The sequence below is a fragment of the Nocardia niwae NBRC 108934 = DSM 45340 genome, assembly GCF_001613465.1.
Taxonomy (GTDB): domain Bacteria; phylum Actinomycetota; class Actinomycetes; order Mycobacteriales; family Mycobacteriaceae; genus Nocardia; species Nocardia niwae.
The window spans coordinates 1-25,407 of sequence record NZ_BDCK01000050.1; the positions used below are offsets into that span (position 1 = coordinate 1).

The 25,407-nt window shown below is 70.5% G+C and carries 7 protein-coding genes; 4 read left to right on the forward strand and 3 right to left on the reverse strand.

Translation table 11 applies throughout. The annotated features are described in order from the left end of the window. The 3 genes from NNI01S_RS30235 to NNI01S_RS30245 form a co-directional block, all read left to right on the forward strand. Positions 1-20,348: non-ribosomal peptide synthase/polyketide synthase (locus NNI01S_RS30235; RefSeq protein ID WP_157115101.1), on the forward strand; the 20,348-nt coding region annotated here is incomplete at its 5' end. A gap of 229 nt (positions 20,349-20,577) precedes the next feature. Then, a complete protein-coding gene (locus tag NNI01S_RS30240; protein ID WP_063024495.1) occupies positions 20,578-20,781 on the forward strand; it encodes a PDDEXK family nuclease in 204 nt (67 codons plus the stop codon). Between the two features lie 263 nt (positions 20,782-21,044). Beyond that, positions 21,045-22,661, forward strand: coding sequence for an MFS transporter (locus NNI01S_RS30245; RefSeq protein ID WP_169813041.1), 1,617 nt, complete (start codon positions 21,045-21,047; stop codon positions 22,659-22,661). A 109-nt stretch (positions 22,662-22,770) separates the two neighbouring features. Here NNI01S_RS30245 and NNI01S_RS30250 read toward each other — a convergent pair whose 3' ends face one another. Then, positions 22,771-22,980 carry a hypothetical protein gene (locus NNI01S_RS30250; RefSeq protein WP_063024497.1) on the reverse strand — a complete coding sequence of 70 codons (210 nt, stop codon included), beginning with the start codon at positions 22,978-22,980 and terminating at the stop codon, positions 22,771-22,773. Further along, the gene (locus tag NNI01S_RS30255) at positions 22,977-23,534 is read right to left on the reverse strand and encodes a peroxiredoxin-like family protein (protein ID WP_063024498.1); all 558 of its coding nucleotides are present in this window, start codon (positions 23,532-23,534) and stop codon (positions 22,977-22,979) included. Before NNI01S_RS30255 ends, NNI01S_RS30250 begins: the two co-directional genes overlap by 4 nt. Before the next feature lie 71 nt (positions 23,535-23,605). Here NNI01S_RS30255 and NNI01S_RS30260 point away from each other — a divergent pair, with 71 nt between their 5' ends. Next, complete coding sequence (locus tag NNI01S_RS30260; protein ID WP_063024500.1) at positions 23,606-24,217, forward strand: TetR/AcrR family transcriptional regulator C-terminal domain-containing protein; 612 nt, start codon at positions 23,606-23,608, stop codon at positions 24,215-24,217. A 10-nt stretch (positions 24,218-24,227) separates the two neighbouring features. Here the strand turns inward: NNI01S_RS30260 and NNI01S_RS30265 are convergent, their stop codons facing one another. Then, the gene (locus NNI01S_RS30265; RefSeq protein ID WP_063024502.1) at positions 24,228-25,364 is read right to left on the reverse strand and encodes a GDSL-type esterase/lipase family protein; all 1,137 of its coding nucleotides are present in this window, start codon (positions 25,362-25,364) and stop codon (positions 24,228-24,230) included. Positions 25,365-25,407 lie beyond the last annotated feature (43 nt).

The following is a 25,407-nucleotide window of genomic DNA, read 5'->3' on the forward strand; positions in this document are numbered from 1 at the left end:
GTATCGAACTCGGAGAGATCGAGCAGGCGCTGACCGGCCTCGAGGAAGTCGCACAAGCGGTCGTGGTGGTGCGCTCGGACGCGCACGCGGGCGATCAGCTCGTCGCCTACGTCATCCCCGCACCGGACGCCGCGCTGGACACCGACCTGGTCCGCGAGGACCTGGGGCGGCAGCTGCCCGCCTACATGGTGCCGTCGGTCGTGCTGGTGCTCGACGAGTTCCCGCTCAACGCCTCCGGCAAGCTGGACCGCAAGGCGCTGCCCGCGCCGGTGTTCGAGGCCGCGGTGTTCCGGGCCCCGACCACGCCGGTGGAGGAGATCGTCGCCGCCACCTTCGCCGACGTGCTCGGTCTCGAGCGGGTCGGCCTGGACGACGACTTCTTCGCCCTCGGCGGTAACTCGCTGTCGGCCACCCAGGTCGCCGCGAGGCTGTCGGCCGCGCTGGACACCGACCTCGGCGTGCGCGAGCTGTTCGAGGCTTCCACCGTGGTCGCTTTGGCGGCGCGCGCGGAGACCAAGGCGGGCGCGGGCGGCCGCGCCCCGCTGGCGCCGCAGCAGCGGCCGGAGCTGGTGCCGCTGTCGCTGGCCCAGCAGCGCATGTGGTTCCTCAACCGCTTCGACCCCGACTCCGCGGTGGACAACATCCCGGCCGCGGTACGGCTGTCGGGCCTGCTGGACCGCCAAGCGTTGCAGATCGCCGTCGCCGACGTGCTGGCCCGCCACGAGTCGCTGCGCACCTTCTACCCCGAGGTGGACGGCGCCGCGCGGCAGCAGATCGTGGCCACCGCCAAGGTCATCCCGGACCTGACGCCGATCGACGTCACCGAAGCCGAACTGCCCGAACGGCTCTCGCAGCTGATCGGCACCGCCTTCGACGTCACCGCCGAGGTGCCCTTCCGCGCCCGGCTGTTCGAGATCAGCCCCACCGAGCACGTGCTGGCGCTGGTGGTGCACCACATCTCGGCCGACGGCTTCTCCATGGGCCCGCTGACCCGCGACGTGATGACCGCCTACGGCGCCCGGGTCGACGGCGGCGAGCCCGCCTGGCGTCCGCTGGAGGTCCAGTACGCCGACTTCGCGCTGTGGCAGCGCCAGGTGCTCGGCGCGGAGGACGATCCGGCCTCGGTGATCTCCGAGCAGATCTCGTTCTGGTCGGACACGCTGCGCGGGCTGCCCGAGCAGCTGGACCTGCCGTCGGATCGGCCGCGCCCCGCGGTCGCCTCCGGTCGCGGCGCGACCCACGTCTTCGAGATCGACGCCGAAACCCACGCCCAGCTCACCGAACTGGCCCGCACGCGGGGCGCGACGCTGTTCATGGTCGCGCACACCGCGCTGGCCGTGCTCCTGGCGCGGCTGTCGGGCGAGGACGACATCGCGATCGGCACCCCGGTCGCCGGCCGTGGCGAGCGCGCGCTCGATGATTTGATCGGCATGTTCGTCAACACCCTGGTGCTGCGGACCCCGATCGAGTCCGGCGCGACGTTCACCGAGCTGCTGCGCGCGGTGCGCGCCACCGACATCGCCGCGTTCGGGCGCGCCGACCTGCCGTTCGAGCGGCTGGTGGAGATCCTGAACCCGGCGCGTTCGCAGGCGCGGCATCCGTTGTTCCAGGTGATGCTGTCGTTCCAGAACACCGGCCACAACAGCCTGGAACTGCCCGGTCTGACGGTGAGCGGTGTCGAGCTGCCCATCGACGTCGCCAAGTTCGACCTGCAACTGGTGCTGTCCGAACGCGACGCCGACGGCGGCGCGAGCTCCCCCGCCGCGGGCATCGCCGCCGAGCTGATCTACGCCACCGACCTGTTCGACCCGGCCACCATGGCCGAGTTCGGCCGCCGCTTCGGCCGGTTGCTGAAGGCCGTCGCCGCCGAGCCGGACCGTCCGATCGGCGACCTCGCCTTGCTCGACGAGCAGGAGACCGCGCAGGCGCTGCGCGGCTGGAACGACACCGCCCGCGACCTCGGCCCGGCGAGCACGCTGGTCGAGGAGTTCGCCGCGCAGGCCGCGGCCACCCCGGACGCGGTCGCCGTGGTCGACCCGGCCACCGGAACCTCGATCACCTACGCCGAATTCGCCGCCCGCGTGCGGCGGTTGGCGCGCCGCCTCATCGAGGCGGGCGTGGGTCCGGAGACGCTGGTCGCCCTCGGCCTGCGCCGGTCGGTGGACCTGGTCGTGGCCGCCTACGCGGTGCAGGCGGCAGGCGGCGGTTATGTGCCGCTGGATCTGGACCAGCCCGCCGAACGCGTGCACTACGTGCTCGATTCGGCCGACCCGGTCTGTGTGCTGACCACCGCGCGCGACGCGTTCGACGGCGCGGGCCGTGCCACGCTGCGCATCGATGAGCTGGACCTGTCCGGTTACGCGGACGACCCGGTCACCGACGCCGAGCGCATCGCGCCGCTGCGCCCGCAGCATCCGGCGTACGTGATCTTCACCTCCGGTTCGACCGGACGCCCCAAGGGCGTCGCCGTGCCGCATGCGGCGGTGGTGAACCAGATCCGCTGGATCACCGGCGAATACGGCATCGGCTCGGGCGACGTGGTGCTGTTCAAGACCCCCGCCACCTTCGACGTGTCGGTGTGGGAGCTGTTCGGCCCGCTGAGCACCGGCGGCCGGATCGTGGTGGCGAGCCCGGATGGGCATCGCGACCCGCAGTACCTGGCCGAGGTGATCGCGGCCGAGCGGGTCACCATGACCTCGTTCGTGCCGTCCATGCTGACCGTCTTCGCGGGCGCCATCGACCCGGCCGGAGCAGACGCCCTCGCCTCCCTGCGCACGCTGTTCGTCGCCGGTGAGGCGTTCACCGCCGACGCGGTCGTGGCCATCCGCCGGGTGAGCGACGCGGCGCTGTACAACCTGTACGGTCCCACCGAGTTCACCGTGCACGCCACGCACGCACCCGTAGCCGAGCAGGTGGACGGGGCGGTGCCGATCGGTCTGCCGGTGTGGAACGCGCAGGCGTACGTTCTGGATTCGCGCCTGCACCCGGTGCAGGCGAACGTCGCGGGTGAGCTGTACCTCGCGGGTGATCAGCTGGCGCGCGGCTACTTCGGTCGCGCGGACCTGACCGCCGACCGGTTCGTGGCCAACCCGTACGGGGAGCCCGGCGCGCGGATGTACCGCACCGGTGACTTGGTGCGCCGCGACGCCACCGGCGCGATCGAGTACCTGGGCCGCACCGACTTCCAGGTGAAGCTGCGCGGTCTGCGCATCGAGCTCGGTGAGATCGAGACGGCGCTCACCGGCCACGAGTCGGTGGCGCAGTCGGTCGCGCTGGTGCGCTCCGGACCCGGGCGGGTGCAGGGTGGGATGGGACACAGCACCGGCGACCAGCTGGTGGGTTATGTGGTGCCCGCGAACGGTGCCACGGTGGACGTCGAGGCGTTGCGCGCGCACCTGTCCGCGCAGCTGCCGTCGTACATGGTGCCCGCCGCGATCGTGGTGCTCGACGCGATGCCGTTGAACCCGAACGGCAAGCTGGATCGGCGCGCGCTGCCCGAGCCCGTCTTCGAGGCGCGGGAGTTCCGCGCGCCCTCGACGCCGGTCGAGGAGATCGTCGCCGATGTCTTCGCCGAGGTGCTCGGCCTGGCGCAGGCCGAACGCGCGGTCGGCCTGGACGACGACTTCTTCGACCTGGGCGGCAACTCGCTGATCGCCACCCAGGTGGTGGCGCGGCTCGGAGCCGCGCTCGACACCCGGATCCCGGTCCGCACGCTGTTCGAAGCGCCGACCGTGGCCGCGCTGGCCGCGCGAGTCGAATCGCACCGGGGCACCGGTCGCCGCCGCGAGCTGGTGGCGGGCCCGCGTCCGCCCAAGATCCCGCTGTCGCTGGCGCAGCAGCGGATGTGGTTCCTGAACCGGTTCGACAACCAGACCGCGGTGAACAACATCCCGCTCGCGGTCCGGCTCACCGGCACCCTGGACACCGAGGCGCTGCGGCAAGCCGTGGCCGACGTGGTCGACCGGCACGAGGTGCTGCGCACCGTCTACCCGGAGACCGCCGACGGTCAGGGCGTCCAGGTGGTGCTGCCCGCCGGGCACAGCGCCATCGACCTCGCCCCGATCGAGGTGTCCGAGGCCGAGATCTCCGAGCGGGTCAGCGAACTGGTGCTGACCGGCTTCGACGTCACCGCCGAGGTCCCGGTGCGCGCCGCGCTGTTCCGCATCGCGGGCTCGATGGACGGCTCGCAGCCCGACACCCACGTGCTGGTGTTCGTGGTGCACCACATCTCCGGTGACGGCTGGTCGGTGCGTCCGCTGGCGCGCGACGTGATGGTGGCCTACTCGGCGCGTTCGCGCGGCGAGGCGCCCGCCTGGGCTCCGCTGCCGGTGCAGTACGCCGACTACGCGCTGTGGCAGCGCGAGACGCTGGGCGCCGAGGGCGACCCCGCCTCGTTGATCTCCCAGCAGGTCGCGTTCTGGTCCGACACCCTGGCCGGGCTTCCGGATCAGCTGGATCTGCCCTCGGACCGCTCGCGTCCGGCGGTGGCGTCCAACCGCGGCGGCGTGTACGAGTTCTCGCTCGACGCGCGGTTGCTGCGTGAGCTGAACGCGCTGGCCCGCGCGAACGGCGCCAGCCTGTTCATGGTGGTGCACGCGGCGTTCGCCGCGTTGCTGGCGCGGCTGTCCGGCAGTGACGACATCGCCGTCGGCACCGCGGTCGCGGGCCGTGGTGAGGCGGTGCTCGACGACGCGATCGGCATGTTCGTCAACACGCTGGTGCTGCGCAGCGCGGTCGATCCCGCGATGCCGTTCACCGATCTGCTTGCCCGCACCAAGGACACCGACCTCGCGGCGTTCGCGCACGCGGACCTGCCGTTCGAGCGGCTGGTGGAGATCCTGAACCCAGCGCGTTCGCAGGCGCGGCATCCGCTGTTCCAGGTGATGCTGTCGTTCCAGAACACCGGTGAGGCCACCTTCGAGCTGCCCGGCCTGGAAGTGGCCGGTGTGCCGCTGGACGTGGTGACCGCCAAGTTCGACCTGCACCTCAACCTGGCCGACCGGTTCGACGCCTCAGGTGCGGCCGACGGCATGACCGCCGAATTCGCCTACGCCACAGATATGTTCGATCCCGACACCATCGCGGGCGTCGCGTCCCGGCTGGTGCGGATGCTCAGCGCGATCGCCACGGACGCGTCCGTGGCCATCGGCGATGTCGAGCTGCTCGACAGCGTCGAGCGCACACAGGTGCTCGAGCGGTGGAACGACACCGCGCATCCGATGGCCCCGGCCGCCACCCTGGTGTCGATGTTCGCCGCGCAGCTCGCGCGGACCCCCGACGCGACCGCGGTGACGTTCGAGGGGACGAGTCTGTCCTACGCCGAGTTCGCTTCCCGGGTGAACCGCCTTGCCCGCCATCTGATCTCGCTGGGCGTCGGCCCCGATTCGATGGTGGCGCTGGGTATGCGCCGCTCGATCGACCTGGTGGTCGGCATGTACGCGGTGAGCGTCGCCGGTGGCGCGTACGTGCCGCTGGACCCGGACCACCCGGCCGACCGCACCCGCTACGTCCTCGACACCGCGCAGCCGGTGTGCGTGCTCACCACCTCGCGCGACGAGTTCGACGCGGGCGCGACTCAGGCGATCGAGATCGACGTGGTCTCGCTGGCGGGCTACTCCGACGAGCCGGTCACCGACGCCGAACGCCGAGTGCCGCTGCGTCCGTCGAACACGGCGTACGTGATCTTCACCTCCGGTTCTACCGGCCGCCCGAAGGGCGTGGCGGTCTCGCACGCCGCGATCGTCAACCGCCTGGTGTGGATGCAGGACGAGTACGGCCTCGACGACACCGACGTGGTGTTGCAGAAGACCCCGGCCACGTTCGACGTGTCGGTGTGGGAGTTCTTCTGGCCCTTGCAGGTCGGCGCGCGCCTGGTGGTGGCGAAGCCGGACGGTCATCGCGACCCGGCCTACCTCGTGCAGGTCATCACCGGCGAGCGGGTCACCACCGCGCACTTCGTGCCGTCGATGCTGTCGGTGTTCGTCGCCGAGGAACGTGCCGACGAATGCACCAGCCTCCGCAACGTCTTCGCCTCCGGTGAAGCGCTGCCCGCGCAGACGGCACAGAAGCTCGTCGAGCTGACCGGCGCCCGCCTGCACAACCTGTACGGCCCGACCGAGGCCGCCGTCGACGTCACCTATCACGAGGTGACCGAGGCCGACGCGGTATCGGTGCCGATCGGCGCCCCGGTGTTCAACACCCAGGTGTACGTGCTGGATTCGCGTCTGCACCCGGTGCCGGTGGGTGTCGCGGGTGAGCTGTACCTCGCGGGCGCGCAACTGGCCCGCGGTTACGTCGCGCGCCCGGATCTGACCTCCGACCGGTTCGTGGCCAACCCCTACGGCGCGCCGGGCGAGCGGATGTACCGCACCGGCGACCTGGTGACCTGGACCGACAAGGGCGAGCTGGAATACCTGGGCCGCACCGACTTCCAGGTGAAGCTGCGCGGTCTGCGCATCGAACTGGGCGAGATCGAGTCGGCGCTCACCGCGCTGGACTCGATCGCCCAGGCGGTGGTCGTGGTGCGCTCGGACGATCGGCTGGGCGACCAGCTGGTCGCGTACGTCATCGCGACCGCGGGACGTTCGGTGGACATCGAGAACGTGCGCGGTGAACTCGGCGGCGAGCTGCCCGCGTACATGGTGCCGTCGGCGTTCGTCGTGCTGGAGGCCTTCCCGCTGAACGCTTCCGGCAAGTTGGACCGCAAGGCGCTGCCCGCGCCGGTGTTCGAGGCCAAGGTGTTCCGCGCCCCGTCCACCCCGATCGAGGAGATCGTGGCGGGCACCTTCGCCGACGTGCTCGGCGTCGCCCGCGTCGGCCTGGACGACGACTTCTTCGAACTCGGCGGCAACTCGCTGCTGGCCACCCAGGTGACCGCGCGGCTGGGCGCTGCCCTCGACACCCGGCTCGCGGTGCGCGACCTGTTCGAGGCGTCCACCGTGGTGGCGCTGGCCGCCCGCGTGGAACACAACGCAGGCTCCGGTCGCGACCGGCCGCGTCTCGAGGCGGGGGAGCGCCCGGCGCGCATCCCGCTCTCGCCCGCGCAGCAGCGGTACTGGTTCCTCAACCAGTTCGACACGGCCACCTCCGCGGTGGACAACATCCCGCTGGCCGTCCGGCTGTCCGGCACGCTGGAAGTGGCCGCGCTGGAACAGGCCATCGGCGACGTGTTCGCCCGCCACGAAGTGCTGCGCACCACCTACCCGCGTTCGGCGGAGGGGCCGCACCAGGTGATCCGTCCCGCGGACCGGTCCGCGGCGGCGCTCACCCCGATCGACGTGGCCGAGGAGGACCTGCTCGGCGCCGTCATCGGCTTCGCGCTGACCACCTTCGATGTCACCGTGGAGGTGCCATTGGCGGTGGCGCTGTTCCGGATCGCCGACAACGACCATGTGCTGGCGTTCACCGTGCATCACGTCGCGGCCGACGGCTCGTCGATGGGCCCGCTGGCGCGTGACGTGATGGCCGCCTATGTGGCGCGGGTGCAGGGCGAGGCGCCGCAGTGGCAGCCGCTGCCGGTGCAGTACGCCGACTACGCGCTGTGGCAGCGCGCGGTGCTCGGGTCCGAGGACGATCCGGAATCGCTGGCCGCCCGTCAGGTGGCGTACTGGACGGCCACGCTGGCTGGTCTGCCCGATCAGCTGGAGCTGCCCGCCGACCGGCCGCGCCCGCCCGCGCAGTCGTTCCAGGGCAAGGCGATCCGCTTGGAGATCGACCCGCAGCGGCACGCCCGCCTGCACGAATTGGCCCGCGCGCACAACGCGTCGCTGTTCATGGTGGTGCACGCGGCGCTGGCGGTGTTGCTGTCGCGCCTGTCCGGCACCGACGACATCGCGGTCGGCACCCCGATCGCCGGTCGCGGTGAACGCGAACTCGACGACCTGATCGGCATGTTCGTCAACACCCTGGTGTTCCGCACCGAAGTGAACGCCGGTGACTCGTTCGCCGACCTGCTCGGCGACGTGAAGGAACGCGACCTGGAGGCGTTCGCCAACGCCGACGTGCCGTTCGAGCGCCTGGTCGAGGTGCTCAACCCGGTCCGCTCGACCGCGCGCAACCCGCTGTTCCAGGTGGGCCTGTCGTTCCAGAACCTGGCCGAGACCACGTTCGAGCTGCCCGGCCTGACGGTGAGCGCGGTCAACTTCGACTCACAGCTGGCCAAGACCGACCTGCACGTCACGCTGTACGACCGGTACGCCGAGGACGGCACGCCCGCCGAGATCATCACCGAATTCGGTTACGCCACGGACCTGTTCGACGAGAGCACGGTGCAGGGCTTCGCCGATCGGTTCCTGCGGGTGCTCGATGCCGTGCTGACCGACGCCACGGTGCGGGTGGGCGAGATCGATCTGCTCGCGGCCGAGGAGAGCGAGCGCATCCTCACCGCGTGGAACGACACCGCATACGATCTCGACGCTCTGCTCGCGGCGCGTTCCGCAGGCTCCACGCGCACCGCGACGCTGGTGTCGCTGCTGGACGCCACGGTGGCCGCGGCTCCGGACGCGGTGGCGCTGGTCGCCGACGAGCCGACCGGCCGCCGCGAGCTGACCTACGCCGCGCTGGACGCCCGGGTCAACCGCCTGTCCCGCTACCTGATCGGCCGCGGCGTCGGCCCGGAGGACCGGGTCGCGCTGGCGATCCGCCGCAGCAGCGATCTCGTGGTCGCGATGTACGCGGTCGCCAAGGCCGGAGCGGCCTACGTGCCGATCGACCCCGATCAGCCCGCCGAGCGGACCGACTACATCCTGGGCACCGCCGCGCCGGTATGCGTGCTGACCACCGGCCGGGACGGTTTCCACACCGCGGCGGCCGACGTCGTGCAGATCGACGCGCTCGACCTCGACGATTACGCGGCCACCACGGTGACCGCGGACGAGCGCACCGGTGCGCTGAGCCCGGCGAACACCGCGTACGTGATCTTCACCTCCGGTTCGACCGGTCAGCCGAAGGGCGTCGCCGTCCCGCACGGCGCGATCGTCAACCAGTTGCAGTGGGAGACGACCGTCTTCGAGCTGGGCGCGGACGACGCGGTGCTGCTGAAGACGGCGGCGACGTTCGACCTCTCGGTCTGGGAGTTCTGGTCGGCCGCGGTGTCCGGTGGCCGGCTGGTGATCTCCTCCGCCGACGGGCACCGCGACCCGGCCTACCTGAACGAGCTGATGCGCGCCACCGGCGTCACCACGCTGCATGTGGTGCCGTCCATGCTGGACGCGCTGCTCACCGAATCCGGTGGCCGTCTGTCGGACTCGCTGCGCCGGGTGCTGGCCATCGGTGAGGCGCTGCCCGCCGCGACCGCCCAGCGGTTGCGTCGCAACAACGCCGCCGAACTGCACAACCTCTACGGTCCGACCGAGGCGGCGGTGTCGATCACCAGCCACCTGGTCACCGACGCCGACGAGGCGTCGGTGTCGATCGGCGCGCCGGAGTGGAACAGCCGGGTCTACGTGCTCGACTCCCGCCTGCGGCCGGTGCCGGTCGGCGTGTCCGGCGAGCTCTACCTGGCCGGTGCGCAGCTGGCGCGCGGGTACTTCGGGCGTGCGGATCTGACGGCCGACCGGTTCGTCGCCGACCCGTTCGGCGCGGCGGGCGACCGGATGTACCGCACCGGCGACCTGGTGGCCTGGAGCGCCACCGGCGAGCTGGACTACCGCGGCCGCACCGACTTCCAGGTGAAGATCCGCGGCTTCCGCATCGAGCTCGGCGAGATCGAGGCCGCGCTGCTGCGGCAGGACGCGGTGAGCGCCGCCGCCGTCGTCGCGCACACCGATCCGAGCATCGGCGACCGGCTGGTCGCCTACGTGGTGACCCGCACGGGCACGCTGGACAAGCGCGCGCTGCAGTCCGCGCTGTCGGCCGAGCTGCCGTCGTACATGGTGCCGTCGATGCTGATCGGGCTGGAGGCGTTGCCGCTCAACGCCAACGGCAAGCTGGACCGCAAGGCGCTGCCGGAGCCCACCTTCGAGAAGGCGGTCTTCCGCGCGCCGGTCACGCCGATCGAGCAGATCGTGGCGAACACCTTCGCCGAGGTGCTGCGGCTGTCGGATCGCGAAGGGGGCGAGGCCAAGCGCCTCGGCCTGGACGACGACTTCTTCGCGTGGGGCGGCAACTCGCTGCTGGCCACGCAGGTCGCCGCCCGCCTGGGCGAGGCGCTCAACACCCGGGTGCCGGTGCGTCTGCTGTTCGAGGCGTCCACCGTGGCCGCGCTGGCGGTGCGGGTGGAGCAGCACGCCGACATGGGCGGCCGCCGCGCGCTGACGGCGGGTCCGCGTCCGGAGCACATTCCGCTGTCGCTGGCGCAGCAGCGGATGTGGTTCCTCAACCGGTTCGACACCCAGTCGGCGGCCTACAACGTGCCGATCGCGGTGCGGCTGTCGGGCGCGCTGGACGTGGCCGCGCTGCGCGCCGCGATCGCGGACCTGGTGAGCCGCCACGAGATCCTGCGGACGGTATACCCGCAGACCGAGGCGGGCCCGGTGCAGGTCATCCTGCCGCCCGCCCAAGCCGTGCCGCGCCTGGAGGTGCGGGTGGTCGCGCCGTCGCAGATCGAGTCCGCCGTGGTGGCGCTGACCTCGACGATCTTCGACGTCACCACCGAGGTGCCGGTGAAGGTCGCGCTGTTCCAGCTCGCCGGAGAGGGCGCGCAGACTCCGGCGGACGGGTCGGTGGACTACGTGCTGGCCATGGTCGTGCACCACATCTCCGGTGACGGCTCCTCGGTCGGCCCGCTGACCAGGGATCTGATGATCGCCTACGCCGCGCGGGCGGCGGGCGAGGCGCCGAACTGGGCGCCGCTGCAGGTCCAGTACGCGGACTACAGCATCTGGCAGCGCGAACTGCTCGGCGACGAGGACGATCCGGAATCGCTGGCGGCCAAGCAGGTCGCCTACTGGCGCCAAGCGCTGGCCGAGCTGCCCGACCAGCTCGATCTGCCCTCGGACCGGCCGCGCCCTGCGGTGCAGTCGTTCGCGGGCGGCAAGGTCGAGCTGCGGGTGGACGCGCAGACGCATCAGGCGCTGATCGAGCTGGCGCGTGCGGAGGGCGCGACGCTGTTCATGGTCGTGCACACCGCGCTGGCGGTGCTGCTGGCCCGGTTGTCGGGCACCGACGACATCGCGATCGGCACGCCGATGGCGGGTCGTGGCGAGGCCGCGCTCGACGACCTGATCGGCATGTTCGTCAACACCCTGGTGTTCCGCACCCGGGTGGAGGCGGGCGAGGCGTTCACCGACCTGCTTGCCCGTCAGCGCGAGACCGACATCCAGGCGTTCGCCAACGCCGACGTGCCGTTCGAGCGCCTGGTCGAGGTGCTCAACCCGGTGCGTTCGACCGCGCGGCACCCGCTGTTCCAGGTGGGTCTGTCGTTCCAGAACCTGGCGCAGTCCGCGCTGGAGCTGCCCGGCCTGAGCGTGTCCGGCCTGGACATCGACACCGAGCTGTCCCAGTTCGACCTGCACCTGATCGCGACCGACCGCTACGACGACGGCGGCGTGCCCGAGGGCATCACCGGGTTCTTCACCTACGCGACCGACATGTTCGATCACGCCACGGTGCAGGGCTTCACCGACCGGTTCGCGCGCCTGCTCGGCGAGATCGTCGCCGCCCCGCGCACTCCGGTCGGCGACCTCGAACTGCTCGAGGCCGCCGAGCGGACCCAGCTGCTCATCGCGCGCAACGCGACCGCGCAGCCGGTGGACACCTCCGCCACGCTGGTGTCGCTGCTCGACGCCACGGTCGCGGCCGGGCCGAAGGAAGTCGCGCTCGTGACCGAGGACGGCGAGTCGATCACCTACGCCGCGCTCGATGCTCGCGTGAATCGTCTTGCCCGGCATCTGATTGCGTTGGGTGTGGGTCCGGAGTCGCGGGTGGCGCTCGCGTTGCGCCGTTCGGTGGATCTGATCGTGGCGATGTATGCGGTGGCGAAGTCCGGCGGTGCGTATGTGCCGGTGGATCCGGATCAGGCTGCTGAGCGGACGAGCTACATTCTCGAGACGGCGGCGCCGGTCTGTGTGCTGACCAACGCCGACGCCGAATTCAGCACCGATGCGGCCGATGTGGTGCGTATCGATGAGCTGGATTTGTCGGGTGTTGCTGCGACCCCGATCGTTGATGCTGATCGGGTTGCGCCGTTGCGTCCGGATAACACGGCGTATGTGATCTTCACGTCGGGTTCGACGGGTCGCCCGAAGGGTGTGGCGGTGCCGCATGGTGCTATCGCCAACCAGTTGCAGTGGAAGAATATCGAGTTCGGTCTCGATGCTGCGGATGCGATTCTGTTGAAGACTGCGGCGACGTTCGACTTGTCGGTGTGGGAGTTCTGGTCCGCGGCGGTGTGTGGTGGTCGTCTGGTGATCGCCTCCCCGGATGGTCACCGGGATCCGGCGTACCTCAACGAGCTGATGGCTCGTGAGTGGGTAACCACGCTGCACGTCGTGCCGTCGATGCTCGATGCATTGTTGACCGCCGGTATGCCGAACTCGCTGTGGCGGGTGCTGGCGATCGGTGAGGCGTTGCCGGGTTCGGTGGCGCAGCGGTTCCTGCGGGAGAACCCGCGTACGGAACTGTTCAACCTCTACGGTCCGACCGAGGCCGCGGTGTCCATCACCAGCCACCGCGTCACCCTCGCCGACGAGACTTCGGTGTCCATCGGTGCGCCCGAATGGAACAGCCAGGTCTACGTGCTCGATTCCCGGCTGCGGCCGGTGCCGGACGGCGTCTCCGGTGAGCTGTACCTCGCCGGTGCGCAGTTGGCGCGCGGCTACTTCGGTCGCGCGGACCTGACCGCCGATCGGTTCGTGGCCAACCCGTTCGAGCCCGGTGAGCGGATGTACCGCACCGGTGACCTGGTCGCGTGGAACGGTAACGGCGAACTGGAATATCGCGGTCGTACGGACTTCCAGGTGAAGATCCGTGGTTTCCGTATCGAACTGGGTGAGATCGAAGCCGCCCTGCTGGCGTTGCCGGAGATCGCGCAGACAGCGGTGATCGCCAAGTCCGACCCGAAGACCGGTGACCGATTGGTGGCCTACCTGGTCGCGAGCGATACCGAAGCTGGTGTCGATGTGGCCCGGGTGAAGTCCGAGCTGACCGCTGGGTTGCCGTCGTACATGGTGCCGTCGGCGTTCGTGGTGCTGGATGCTTTGCCGTTGAACGTCAACGGGAAGTTGGATCGTAAGGCGTTGCCGGAGCCGGAGTTCGAGGTCCAGGCGTTCCGTGCGCCCTCGACCCCGATCGAAGAGATCGTGGCGACCGTGTTCGCCGAGGTGCTCGGTGCCGAGCGGGTCGGCGCGGACGACGATTTCTTCGCCCTCGGTGGTAACTCCCTGCTGGCGACGCAGGTGGCGGCGCGGATCGGCGCGGCGCTGGATGCGCGGGTTCCGGTGCGTGTGCTGTTCGAAGCGTCCACCGTCGCCGGGCTGGCCGCGAAGGTCGAGCAGCACGCGGGCGCTGGTGGCCGTCGCGAGCTGGTCGCCGGGCCGCGTCCGGAGCGCATCCCGCTGTCGCTGGCGCAGCAGCGCATGTGGTTCCTCAACCAGTTCGACACCGCGTCCGCGGTGAACAACATCCCGGTGGCCGTGCGCCTCACCGGCGAGCTGGATGTGGAAGCGCTGCAAGCGGCGGTCGGCGACGTCATCGCCAGGCACGAGACCCTGCGCACCGTCTACCCCGAGCAGGGTGGCGCGGCGCACCAGGTCATCGTGCCCGTCGAGCGGGCCCTGCCGGACCTGCGGCCGGAAGCGGTCGCGCCCGAGGACATCCGCCACCGGATCATCGAGGTGATCTCGGCCGGATTCGACGTGACCACCGAGGTTCCGCTGCGGGCCAAGCTGTTCCGCGTCGCCCCGACCGAATACGTGCTCGTGTTCGTCGCGCACCACATCAGCGCCGACGGCTGGTCGATGGGCCCGCTCACCCGCGACGTGATGCTCGCCTACGCGGCCCGTTCGGCCGGGGTGGAACCCGGCTGGGCCCCGCTGCCGGTGCAGTACGCCGACTTCAGCCTGTGGCAGCGTGACGTGCTCGGCTCCGAGGACGACCCCGACAGCCTGATCTCGCAGCAGGCCCAGTACTGGCGCACCGCGCTGGCCGGGCTGCCCGACGAGCTGAACCTGCCCGCCGACCGGCCGCGTCCGACGACGCAGTCGTTCGCCGGTGGACGCGTGGTGTTCCCGATCTCCGGCGAGCTGCACCGCACGCTCACCGAGATCGCCAGACAGCAGAACGCGACGTTGTTCATGGTCGTGCACGCCGCGCTGGCGCTGTTCCTGGCGCGCATGTCCGGCACCGACGACATCGCCGTCGGCACGCCCATCGCGGGCCGCGGAGAAGCCGAGCTCGACGACGTGATCGGCATGTTCGTCAACACGCTGGTGCTGCGCTCGCACGTGGACGGCGACTTGACCTTCGACCAGTTCCTGGCCCGCACCAAGGACGCCGACCTGCAGGCGTTCGCGCACGCGGACCTGCCGTTCGAGCGGCTGGTGGAACTGCTCAACCCGGAGCGTTCCACCGCGCGGCACCCGCTGTTCCAGGTGGCGCTGTCGTTCGAGAACCTGCCCGAGAGCAGCTTCGAGCTGCCCGGACTGCACGTGGGCGCGGTCGATTTCGACGTCGACACCGCGAAGTTCGACCTGTCGCTGACCATCCGCGAGGCCGGGGAGAACCCCGACGACGCGGGCATGTACGCGGAGTTCTCCTTCGCGCGCGACCTGTTCGACGACGAGACGGTGCGGGTGTTCGCCGAGCGCTTCACCAGGTTGCTCACCGCGATCACCACCGATCGGGAAACCCCGATCGGTGACCTGCCGCTGCTGGACGCGGCCGAGTACCACCTGCTCACGCACGTGGCGGGCGAGGACGTCATGGCCACCGGCCTGCTGCCGGACCTGCTGCAGTACGGCGCGCGGCTGGACCCGGAGCAGATCGCGGTGCGCTACCAGGGCCGTTCGATCACCTACCGCGAACTGGACGAGTACTCCTCGCGCCTGGCGCGGGTGCTCATCTCGCGCGGTGTGGGACCGGAGCGCATCGTGGCGCTGTCGTTCCCGCGGTCCTACGAGATGGTCGCCGCGTTCTGGGCCGTGGCGAAGGCAGGCGGCGCGCACGTGCCGGTCGACCCGACCTACCCCGAAGACCGCATGCGGCACATGGTCAACGACTCCGGCGCGGTCATCGGCATCACCGCGAGCGAGTACGTCGACCGGCTGCCGCGCGACGTGGAGTGGCTGCGGATCGACGATCCGGCGCTCGGTGAGCTGGTCGAGAGCCAGTCCGCCGAGCAGGTCACCGACGCCGACCGGATCTCCTCGCTGGCGATGCGCCACCCGGCGTACGTCATCTACACCTCCGGCTCGACCGGTATGCCCAAGGGCGTCACCGTGACCCACGCGGGCATGGGCGGCCTGGTCGGTGTCGCGGCGGATCTGTACCAGCTGGAATCGCACCACCGGTTCCTGCACATCTGCTCGCCGAGCTTCGACCCGTCGGTGCTGGAGTGGCTGTGCGCCGCCTACACCGGCGCGACGCTGGTGGTCGTGCCCTCGACCGTCATCGGCGGCCCGGATCTGGCGGAGCTGCTGCGCACCGAGCGGGTCAGCCACACGATCATCACCCCCGCGGTGCTGGGCACGGTCGATCCGGAAGGCATGGAGGCGCTGGAGGTGGCGTCGGTCGGCGGTGACGTCACCACGCCGGAGCTGCTGGCCAAGTGGTGGCCGGGCCGCAAGTACTTCAACGCCTACGGCCCGACCGAGACGACGATCATCTCGTCCTACGCGCAGCTCACCCCGGGCAGGCACATCACCATCGGCCGTCCGGTGCGCGGGATGTCCGCGCTGGTGCTGGACAACCGGCTCAACCCGGTGCCGCCGGGCGTCGCGGGCGAGCTGTACCTGGCCGGCGGCGCGCTGGCGCGCGGCTACCACAACCGCCCCGACCTCACCGCGGAACGGTTCATCGCCAACCCGTGGAGCGACGAGGGCGCGCGGATGTACCGCACCGGTGACGTGGTGCGCTGGTTCGCCGAACCCGGTGAGCGGGCGGGCAACGCCGCGGTGGCGTCGGTGCCGTGGCAGCTGGACTACGTGGGCCGCTCGGACTTCCAGGTGAAGATCCGCGGCTTCCGCATCGAGCTGGGCGAGATCGACACCGTGCTGGCGAGCCACGAAGACGTCGAGTACGCGATCACCATCGGCCGCAAGACCGAAGCGGGCGCGACGATTCTGGTGTCCTACGTGCTGGCCGCGCCGGGCCGGGAGATCGACACCGCGCGGCTGACCGAGTACGCCTCGCGCAGCCTGCCGCCGCACATGGTGCCGACGGCGATCGTGGTGATCGACGAGATCCCGCTGACCCCGGTCGGCAAGCTGGACCGCAAGGCGCTGCCCGAGCCCGAGCTGGCCCCGCGCGAGTTCCGTGCCCCGGCCAGCGAGGTCGAGGCCGTCATCGCCGAGGTGTTCGCCGAGGTGCTCGGCGTCGAGCAGATCGGTTTGGACGACTCGTTCTTCGCGCTCGGCGGCGACAGCATCCTGTCCATCCAGCTGGTCTCGCGGGCCAAGGCGCGCGGCGTGCTGTTCACTCCGCGTGACGTATTCGAGCGGCGCAGCGTGGCCTCGCTGGCCGAGATCGCCGCGCTCGGCACGGGCGCCGAGCAGGCGCGGCTGGAGGAGTTGCCGGGCGGCGGTGTCGGCGAGATCCCGCTGACCCCGATCATGCGGCAGATCCTCGCGAGCGGCTCGTCGTATCAGCGGTTCTCGCAGACCATGGCGCTGCGGCTGCCCGACGGCATCGACCGGGAGACCCTGGTCGCCACCATCGCGGCGGTGTTCGACCACCACGACGTGCTGCGGTCACGGCTGCGCCGCACCGGCACGGACTGGACGTTCGAGGCGCTGCCGCACGGCGCGGTGGACGTCGACGCCCTCGTGCACCGCGTGGACCTGGCCGCCGACGCCGACGAGGCGGAGCTGGCCCGGGTCGCCACCGAGGCGCTCGACGGGGCGATGGGCGGGCTCGATCCGGCGAATGCCGCTATGGCGCAGTTCGTCTGGTTCGCCTTCTCGGCGGGAGCGACGGGCCCGGAGGAGGCAGCGAGCGTAACCACGGAGGGACCCGCGGACGCCGTTATCGGGCACCGCCAGCGGCGGGACGTGCTGCTGATCGTCGCGCACCACTTCGTGGTGGACGGCGTGTCCTGGCGCATCCTGATCCCGGATCTGGCGGTGGCCTGGTCGCAGCTGGTCGCCGGTCAGCCGGTGGCGCTGCCCGCCAACGGCACGTCGATGCGGCGCTGGGCGCACAGCCTGGTCGAGGCGGCGAGCGCGCCGGAACGGGTCGCGGAGCTGCCGTTCTGGCAGCAGGTTTCGGCCACACCGGACCCGCTGCTGGGCGAGCGTGCGTTCGATCCGGCGGTGGACACGTTCGCCACCGTGGAACGGGTCGAGGTCACCGTGCCCGCCGAGGTCACCGACGCGGTGCTCACCGCGATCCCGGGCCTGTACCGAGGCGGTGTGAACGACGGCCTGCTCTCGGCGCTGGCCATGGCGGTCGCCCGCTGGCGCGGCGACGGTTCGGACGCGGCCCTGATCAAGCTGGAAGGCCACGGTCGTGAAGAGGACGTCGTGCCGGGCGCGGACCTGTCGCGCACGGTCGGCTGGTTCACTTCCGCCTACCCGGTCCGGCTGGACCTCGCCGGCGCCGACCTCACCGACGCGTTCGCCGGTGGCGCCGCGCTGGGCGAGATCGTGAAGTCGATCAAGGAACAGTTGCTCGCGGTGCCCGACAAGGGCCTCGGCTACGGCCTGCTGCGGCATCTGAATCCGGAGACCGCGCCCACCCTGGGTTCCTCCGGGCAGATCAGCTTCAACTACCTGGGCCGGATGTCGGCCGGGGAGATCCCCGAGCAGCTCGCCGAGATCGGATGGGTGCCGGTGGCCGACCTGGGGCAGCTGGATGTCGACATGGACCTCGACATGCCCGCGAACGCGACGATCGACATCAACGCGATCGTCACCGACTCCGACGAGGGTCCGCGCCTGGGGGCGTCCTTCGCCTTCCCGACCGGCTTGCTGCCCCGGGAACGGGTGCGGGAGTTCGCCGAGCTGTGGGTCGAGGCGCTCACCGCGCTGGCCACCCACGCGCAGCGGCCGGACGCGGGCGGTTTCACGCCGTCGGACATGCCGCTGGTGCGGGTCGGGCAGCCCGACATCGAGCAGTGGGAACGCGTCTATCCGGCGCTGTCGGAGGTGTGGCCGCTGTCGCCGCTGCAGTCGGGTCTGCTGTTCCACGCGATGATGACCCAGTCCACCGTGGACGTGTACACCATGCAGGCCGTGGTGGACCTGGGCGGCACGCTGGACGTGGCGCGGCTGCGGGCGGCGGCCCAGGGCATCGTCGACCGGTACCCGAACCTGCGCACCGCGTTCGTCACCGACGCCGACGGCCAAGCCGTGCAGGTGGTGCTGGAACGGGTCGAGGCGCCGTGGCGGGAGGTGGATCTCACCGAGCTGCCCGCGGGCGAGCGGACCGCGGAACTGCGCAGGCAGGTCGCGGCCGATCAGGCGACGCATTTCGACATGGCCACCCCGCCGCTGATCCGGTTCACGCTGCTGCGCACTGACGATGCGCAATGGCACCTGGCCATCACCACCCACCACATCCTGCTGGACGGCTGGTCGATGCCGCTGCTGATGCGGGACCTGCTGGTGCTGTACGCGGTGCGCGGCGACCAGACCGCGCTGCCGCGGGTGGCCTCCTACCGCAACTTCCTCGGCTGGCTGGCCGGGCGCGACCGCGACGCCTCGCTGCGCGCCTGGGCGGCGGCGCTGGAGGGCGTCAACGAACCGACCCAGCTCGCGCCGCAGCCGCGCGCTGCGGAGAACTACGAGATCGGCAAGGTCGTCACCGAACTCGACGCCGACCGCACCCGCCGGATCACCAAGCACGCCGCCGAACTCGGCGTCACGGTGAACACGCTGGTGCAGGCCGCGTGGGGCATCTTGCTCGGGCGTCTGACCGGACGCGGCGACGTGGTGTTCGGCGCGACGGTGTCCGGCCGCCCGGCCGAGCTGCCCGGCGTCGAGTCGATGGTGGGTCTGTTCATCAACACGCTGCCGGTGCGGCTGCGCATCGATGACCGCCAGACCATCGGCGAGCTGCTGGGCCGGTTGCAGGGCGATCAGGCCGGTCTGCTCGAGCACCACTACGTGGGGCTCACCGACATCCAGCGGGTGGCGGGCACCGGCGCGCTGTTCGACACGCTGCTGGTGTTCGAGTCGTATCCGATGGACAAGGAGGCGATCTCGGCCGCCAGTTCGATCGACGGCATGTCGGTGACCGGCGTCGGCGTCAACGACGCCACGCACTACCCGATGACGCTGCTGGTCATGTCGGAGGCCACCATCGAGCTGACCCTGAAGTACCTGGGCAGCCGGTTCACCGCCGAAGAGGTCGAGATCCTCGCCGAGCGGCTGGTGCGGGTGCTGGAGGCGCTGCTCGGCGATCCGGACGCCCTGGTCGGCGACATCGACATCCTCGACGAAGGCGAACGGGCCCGGCTGCTGGCCGAATCCGGCATCACGGCAGCCGCGTCCACGCCGGAGCCGGTCGGCCGGGTCGGGGCGCGCACGGTGGCCAAGGTGCTCGCCGAGGTCGTCGAAGAGGATCCGGAAGCGCCCGCGTTGCTGGCCGGTGACGACGAGGTCGCCTTCCACGTGCTGGATCGGCGTTCCTCGCAGCTGGCCCGGGTGCTCATCGACTGCGGCGCCGGACCGGGTGACGTGGTCGCGGTTCGGCTGCCGCGTTCGGTGGACGCGGTGGTCGCGGCCTGGGCGGTGCAGAAGGCCGGTGCGGCATGCCTGTTCGCGGGCGACCTCACCGCCGAGGAACTGACCGCGGCCGGCGCCGGGTTCGGCATCAGCTCGGAGTCGGTGACCGACAGCGACATTCGCTGGCTGGCGCTCGACGATGCCCAGGTGAACCACGACATCGCCGCGGCCGCCGCGCACCCGGTCTCCTACGCCGACCGGGTCCGCCCGCTCGGCGAGGACCACCCGGCGTTCGTCGTCGCCACGGCCGACGGGGTCGTCTCGATCACCCAGTCCGAGGCGCTCGACGAGGCCGAACGGGTGCGCGAGGAATACGAGATCGACTTCGAGTCGACCACGTACACCACCGCGACCTCCGGCCGTCCCGCCGTCCTGGAGTTCCTCACCTCCGCCACCGCGGGCGCCCTGTCCGTCGTGCCCACCGGCGACCTGGAAACCGACCTCACCGAGGGCGAGGTCACCCACTGGTTCGCGGCACCAGGCGAAGCGACCGACGCGGCGGACGACGCCATCACGATCGTCAGCTGATCGGAACAGACGAGCCCCTCCCAGCACGGGAGGGGCTCGTCTGTAGCGGGGACGCACCGATACCGAGCGCCGCCACGGGTGATCCTCAGCCGGGTCCGTGTCCACTGGAGCCCGAGCCCTTCGAAGTCGGTTGCCGACGAGTGGCCGTCCGGCTTCGGTTCATTTGACTACACTCGAGGTCTATCGGCAGCGACCCTCGCCACTGTCATATGAGGTTGGAGGTGGTTTCATGGCGATGCCAGTTCCGCATGACGACGGCTGGACGGCTGCCGCCCTCGACCACATGCCCGAAGACGGATTGCGTTACGAGGTGTTGAATGGTCAGCTAGTCGTGAACGCCGCCCCCAAGCCTCGCCATCAGTTGTTGATCAGGTGGCTGGGGCAGGCCCTCGGTGCTGCGACCATCCCATTCGACGTACTGGAACAGCCCTGACGATTGCCACTCGAGGAATAGCTCGGCGTAGCACGCCTCACCCCGTGAACCGGGAAACAACCTCCGTCCGGTGGGCGCTACCACGGTAGCGAGCGCGCTCGAATTGTCCGCCCCGCGCGATTGTCTGGCTTGATATGTCATTTACGCCGTGCTTGACCATCGATAGGGTCGGGGACGCGGCTTCGGTCGCGGTCTCTCTCCGTCCGCAATGGACTCGCTCGCAGCGCATTACGCGGGCGGTGCGCGAACTTCACAAGGAAGACATGTCGACGATCGCAACCTCGTCCGGCGGCAAGCCGGACGGCTCTTCCGCAAGTCCGCTGCGCGCGGGGCTGGTGCTGTTCCTGGTCAGCGGGGCCATCTTCATGATGATGCTCGACCTGACCGTGGTCTCCGCCGCACTGGCCGACATCCGCCGAGACTTCGACACGTCCATCGACGGACTGCAGTGGGTCATCGACGCGTACGCCATTCCGATGGCGGGACTGCTGCTGACCTTCGCCACTCTCGGTGACCGGTTCGGCCGGAAGCGGCTGTTCCTGGCGGGCATGACGGTCTTCACGGCGTCGTCGCTGGCCCTGGCGCTGGCCGGCACCATCCTGCAGCTGAACATCCTGCGCGCCGTGCAGAGCGTCGGCGCGGCGATGATCTTCGCGACGGCTTTGCCGCTGTTGGCGGTGGCCTACCCCGACGCGGCCAAGCGCGCGAAGGCCATCGGCGTCTACGGCGCCGTCATGGCGAGCGCGACCGTGGCGGGGCCGGTGCTCGGCGGCGCGCTGGTCACCCAGTTCGGCTGGCGCTCGATCTTCACCGTCAACGTCCCGATCGGCATCGTCCTCGGCGTGCTCGCCCTGCTCCGGATGCCCGAGTCGGCGCGGATGGCCGGGCGCAAGGCCGACTGGCCGGGTTCGCTGTTGCTCACCGGTGGCTTGGTGACGGGTGTCTTCGGGCTGACCCGCGGCAACGCGCTGGGCTGGAGTTCGGGCACGGTGCTTGGGCTCGGCGCCGCGGCCGCGGTGCTGCTGACCGGGTTCGTGGCCTGGCAGTTCAAGGCCGAGCATCCGCTGCTCGACGTGTCGATGGTGCGCAAACGCGGCTTCACCGGCACGGCCGTCGTCTCGATCGGCCATATGGCGACGCTCATGGCCGCGAGCAACTACCTGGCGGTGTTCATGATCAACACGCTCGGCTACACGCCGCTGCAGATGGGACTGCGGTTGCTGCCGGTGAGCGGGGCCGCCCTGATCAGCGCGCCGCTGGCGATGGTGTTCGCGAAGCGGATTCCGTTCGCGGTCTCGCTGCCGGTCACGATGGCCGCGGTCGCGCTGGGCACCTGGCTGATCGGCGATTTCGATGCGGGCGACTCCTGGACGCATTTCCTGCCGGGACTGGTGATCGGCGGCCTCGGCCTCGGCGCGATCACGGCCGTCAACCAGGCGGCCTCGCTCACCTTCGCCTCCGACGAGAACGCGGGCATGGCCAGCGCGACCTTCGGCACCCTCCGGCAGGTTGGTCTCGCGGTCGGGGTGGCCGGGCTGGGCGCGATGTTCAACCACGCGGCCCGCGGTTCCGCGGCCGACGGGCTCGATGCGCTACCCGGCGCTGTCCCACCGGGACCGCGTGAGCAGTTCCTGGAGGCGGCGAGCTCCGGAGCCGGTCGCTCGGTGGCCGACGGGCTGCCCGTGCAGTTCCAGCCGATCGCGTCGGACCTGTCGCACATCGCGGCCTCCGCGTCGATCGACGGGCTCAATTCCATGATCGGCCTGGCAGCTGCGATCGGCGGCGTCGCGGTCCTCGTTTCCGCGCTCGCCTTCACCGTGGACCACCTGCGCGGCAGGAGAACTCCGGCCGAGCCCGCGCGGCGCACGCAACAGCTCTGATCCGTCAACCTCGCACCGCTTCGCCGACGGAACGGGACCCGCGAATGGCACATGGTCGAGGCAGAGTGCGAGAGAGCTCTCCACCATGTGCCACTCGCGGTGGCCGCGCTCAGCGGGGGACGGTGAAGACTTTGCGGCAGGCCGGGGCGCAGAAGGCGTAATCGATGCCGTCGTGGGTGAGGGTGAAGCGGACGTCCGAAGGCACTCTGCGGAACGCGTAGAGCACGTTGACTGCCCCATAGCCGAACGCTCCGGCGAGCAATCCGGCGGGAACGAGCGCGAATGCCTGTGCCGCGCAGGGCTTTCCGGCAATCCTCATGCGTGCCGCTCCGCGGGCACGAGTGCGAGCAGTTCGTCGACCGACCACTGGTCGTAGACGTGCGCGCCGTGCTTGGCGGCGAGCATGCGTCCGTCGGGCGCGATCAGGAAATCGGCGGGCAGTCCGAGACTGCCGCCCTCGGGCGCGGTGGGCGGGGCCGCCTGCCTGCGGCGCAGCGCCGTGTAGGCGTCGTGGGCGACGCCGCGCAGAATGGCCGGCCAACCGCGCGGGTCGAGCAACGCGCGGGGCGAGCTCTCGACGCCGAATTCGCGGTAGAGCTTCCGCTCCGGATCGGCGATCACGTCCAGCGGCAGTTCGGCGGTGTATTTGCGCAATTCCGCCACGCTGGAATGGAACACGACGACTTCGCGGATGCCCGCGGCGGCGATCTCCGCGTGACGCGTGACGATCGAGCGCAGGTGCAGGTTGCACACCGGGCATCCGGCGAACCGCCGGAATTGCAGGTGGGTCAGGCGATCCGGGTCCGGTACCGGGATCTGCGCACCGGAGACGGTGACCAGCGTCCGGTCCGGGACAGCGGTGGGAAGCGACATCGGGGCTCCTTTCGTAGGTGTACCTCGTACGCCTACGACCAGTATGCGCGTAACGCGTACGCTGTCAATCCGTGCCCCGCCCCCGTTCGCTGACCACCGCCGATCTCGCCGCGGCGGCCCTCGCCGTGCTCGATCGCGAAGGGTTGCCCGCCCTGACCATGCGTGCGGTGGCCAAGGAACTGGGCATGTCCACGATGGCCCTGTACCGCTACGTCCGCGACCGCGACGAATTGGAGGTCCTGGTGGCGGATCAGGTGTTCGCCGCGATCGACACGTCGCTGCCGGAGGGAAGCGACTGGCGGGAGCGGGCGACGGCACTGATGGCGAACATCCGGGACGGGTTCTCGGCCCATCCGGCCGCCGTGCCGATCGTGCTGCGGCGTCGGCAGTCATCGGTGGAATCGCTGCGCGTCATGGAAACGATGCTCGCGGTGCTCACCGAGGGCGGTTTCACCGGCCGCGCCCGTGTGATAGCCCAGCGCACGCTGGTCGCCTTCCTGATCGGCTACCTCCAGAACAAGCACTACGCCCCGCTGCGCGGACAGGGGACGATCGTGCTGGCCGACCTGCCCGCGGAGCAGTACCCGCATCTTGCGCAGACGGCGGGGCAGGCCAAGACCATGTCGGCTGCCGACGAATTCCGTGGCGGCGTCGAGATCGTGCTGCGCGGGCTCCGGCCCTAGCTCGCGGTAGTCAGCCGAACAGCGCTGCCACATCGACGGTTTCGGCCATCGCCCTGGCCCCGGCGTCGTTGATGTGCATGCCGTCTCCGCTGTCGAACTCGGGGCGGATGAAGCCGGGGCGCTGTGGGTCCTCCACCGCCCGGGCCACGTCGAACACCGAGTCGAAGACATCGGTGCCGCGCAGCCACTCGTTCACCTGATTGCGGGCGGGCTGCGCCACGTCGACGTGCAGACCTTCGTAGATGACGCCGGCGTAGGGGCCGATCGTGGCGGCGTGGACGGTGAGCCCCGCGGCGTGCGCCCGCCGGGCCAGAGTGGTGAAGCCCGCGATCAGTTCGTCGGCGGTCGCCGGCGGCTGCCCGAGCATGCCGCCGAGGCTCAGATCGTTGATGCCGAAGTTGATCAGCACGCTGGTGACGCCGGGAACATCCAGTGCGTCGCGGTCGAAGCGCGCCAAGCCCGATTCGCCCACCCGGTCGAGCAGCAGCCGGTTTCCCGCGATACCCCGGTTGACCACCCAGCCGCGGTCCAGGCGCGCGTTGAGGACGTCCACCGACCGGCGATTGGCGCCGAGTGTGGTGCCGACGCCTTCGAACCACGAATCGCCGAACGCGACGGCCACCGGCGTGTCCGCGGGCGCGAGCACGTCGACGCCGGCCACGTAGAACCGGCCGGTGATCTCCTCGGCAGTGGCGAGCGCGGGCTCGGAGACGGCGTTGCCGTCCGTGATGTACGCGGTTTCGGCGGGCTGGTGCGAGAAGGTCGCCAGGTCGGTGGGCCCGGGCAGGTAGAGGCTCAACACCAGATCAGTGCCTGCGGCGACGGCCAGGTCCACCGGGTCGCTGAACACTTCGCCGCCGGCCGGGACGACGACCTGCTCGGCGCCGCCGAACCGCAGCGCGGAATCGGTCTCGGCGACGATCTCGTCGCCCGTCTTGCGCAGGGCGACTCGGGCCGCGCCGACGGTCAGCGGCGCCGTCCCGAAGCGGTTGGTCAGCCCGACGCGCAGTTGCGAACCGCCGCCGGCCAGGTGCAGAACCTGGCGCACTGTCTGGTCGCGGAACGCGCGCGACTCGGCGAATTTGATCTGCTCGTCCGGGCGGATCACGGCGGTGCGGAATCCGGCGATCCAGGCAGTCGACGACATGGGGGGCCTCCACTAGTTGCCACGAGGAATAATGCGTATGCAT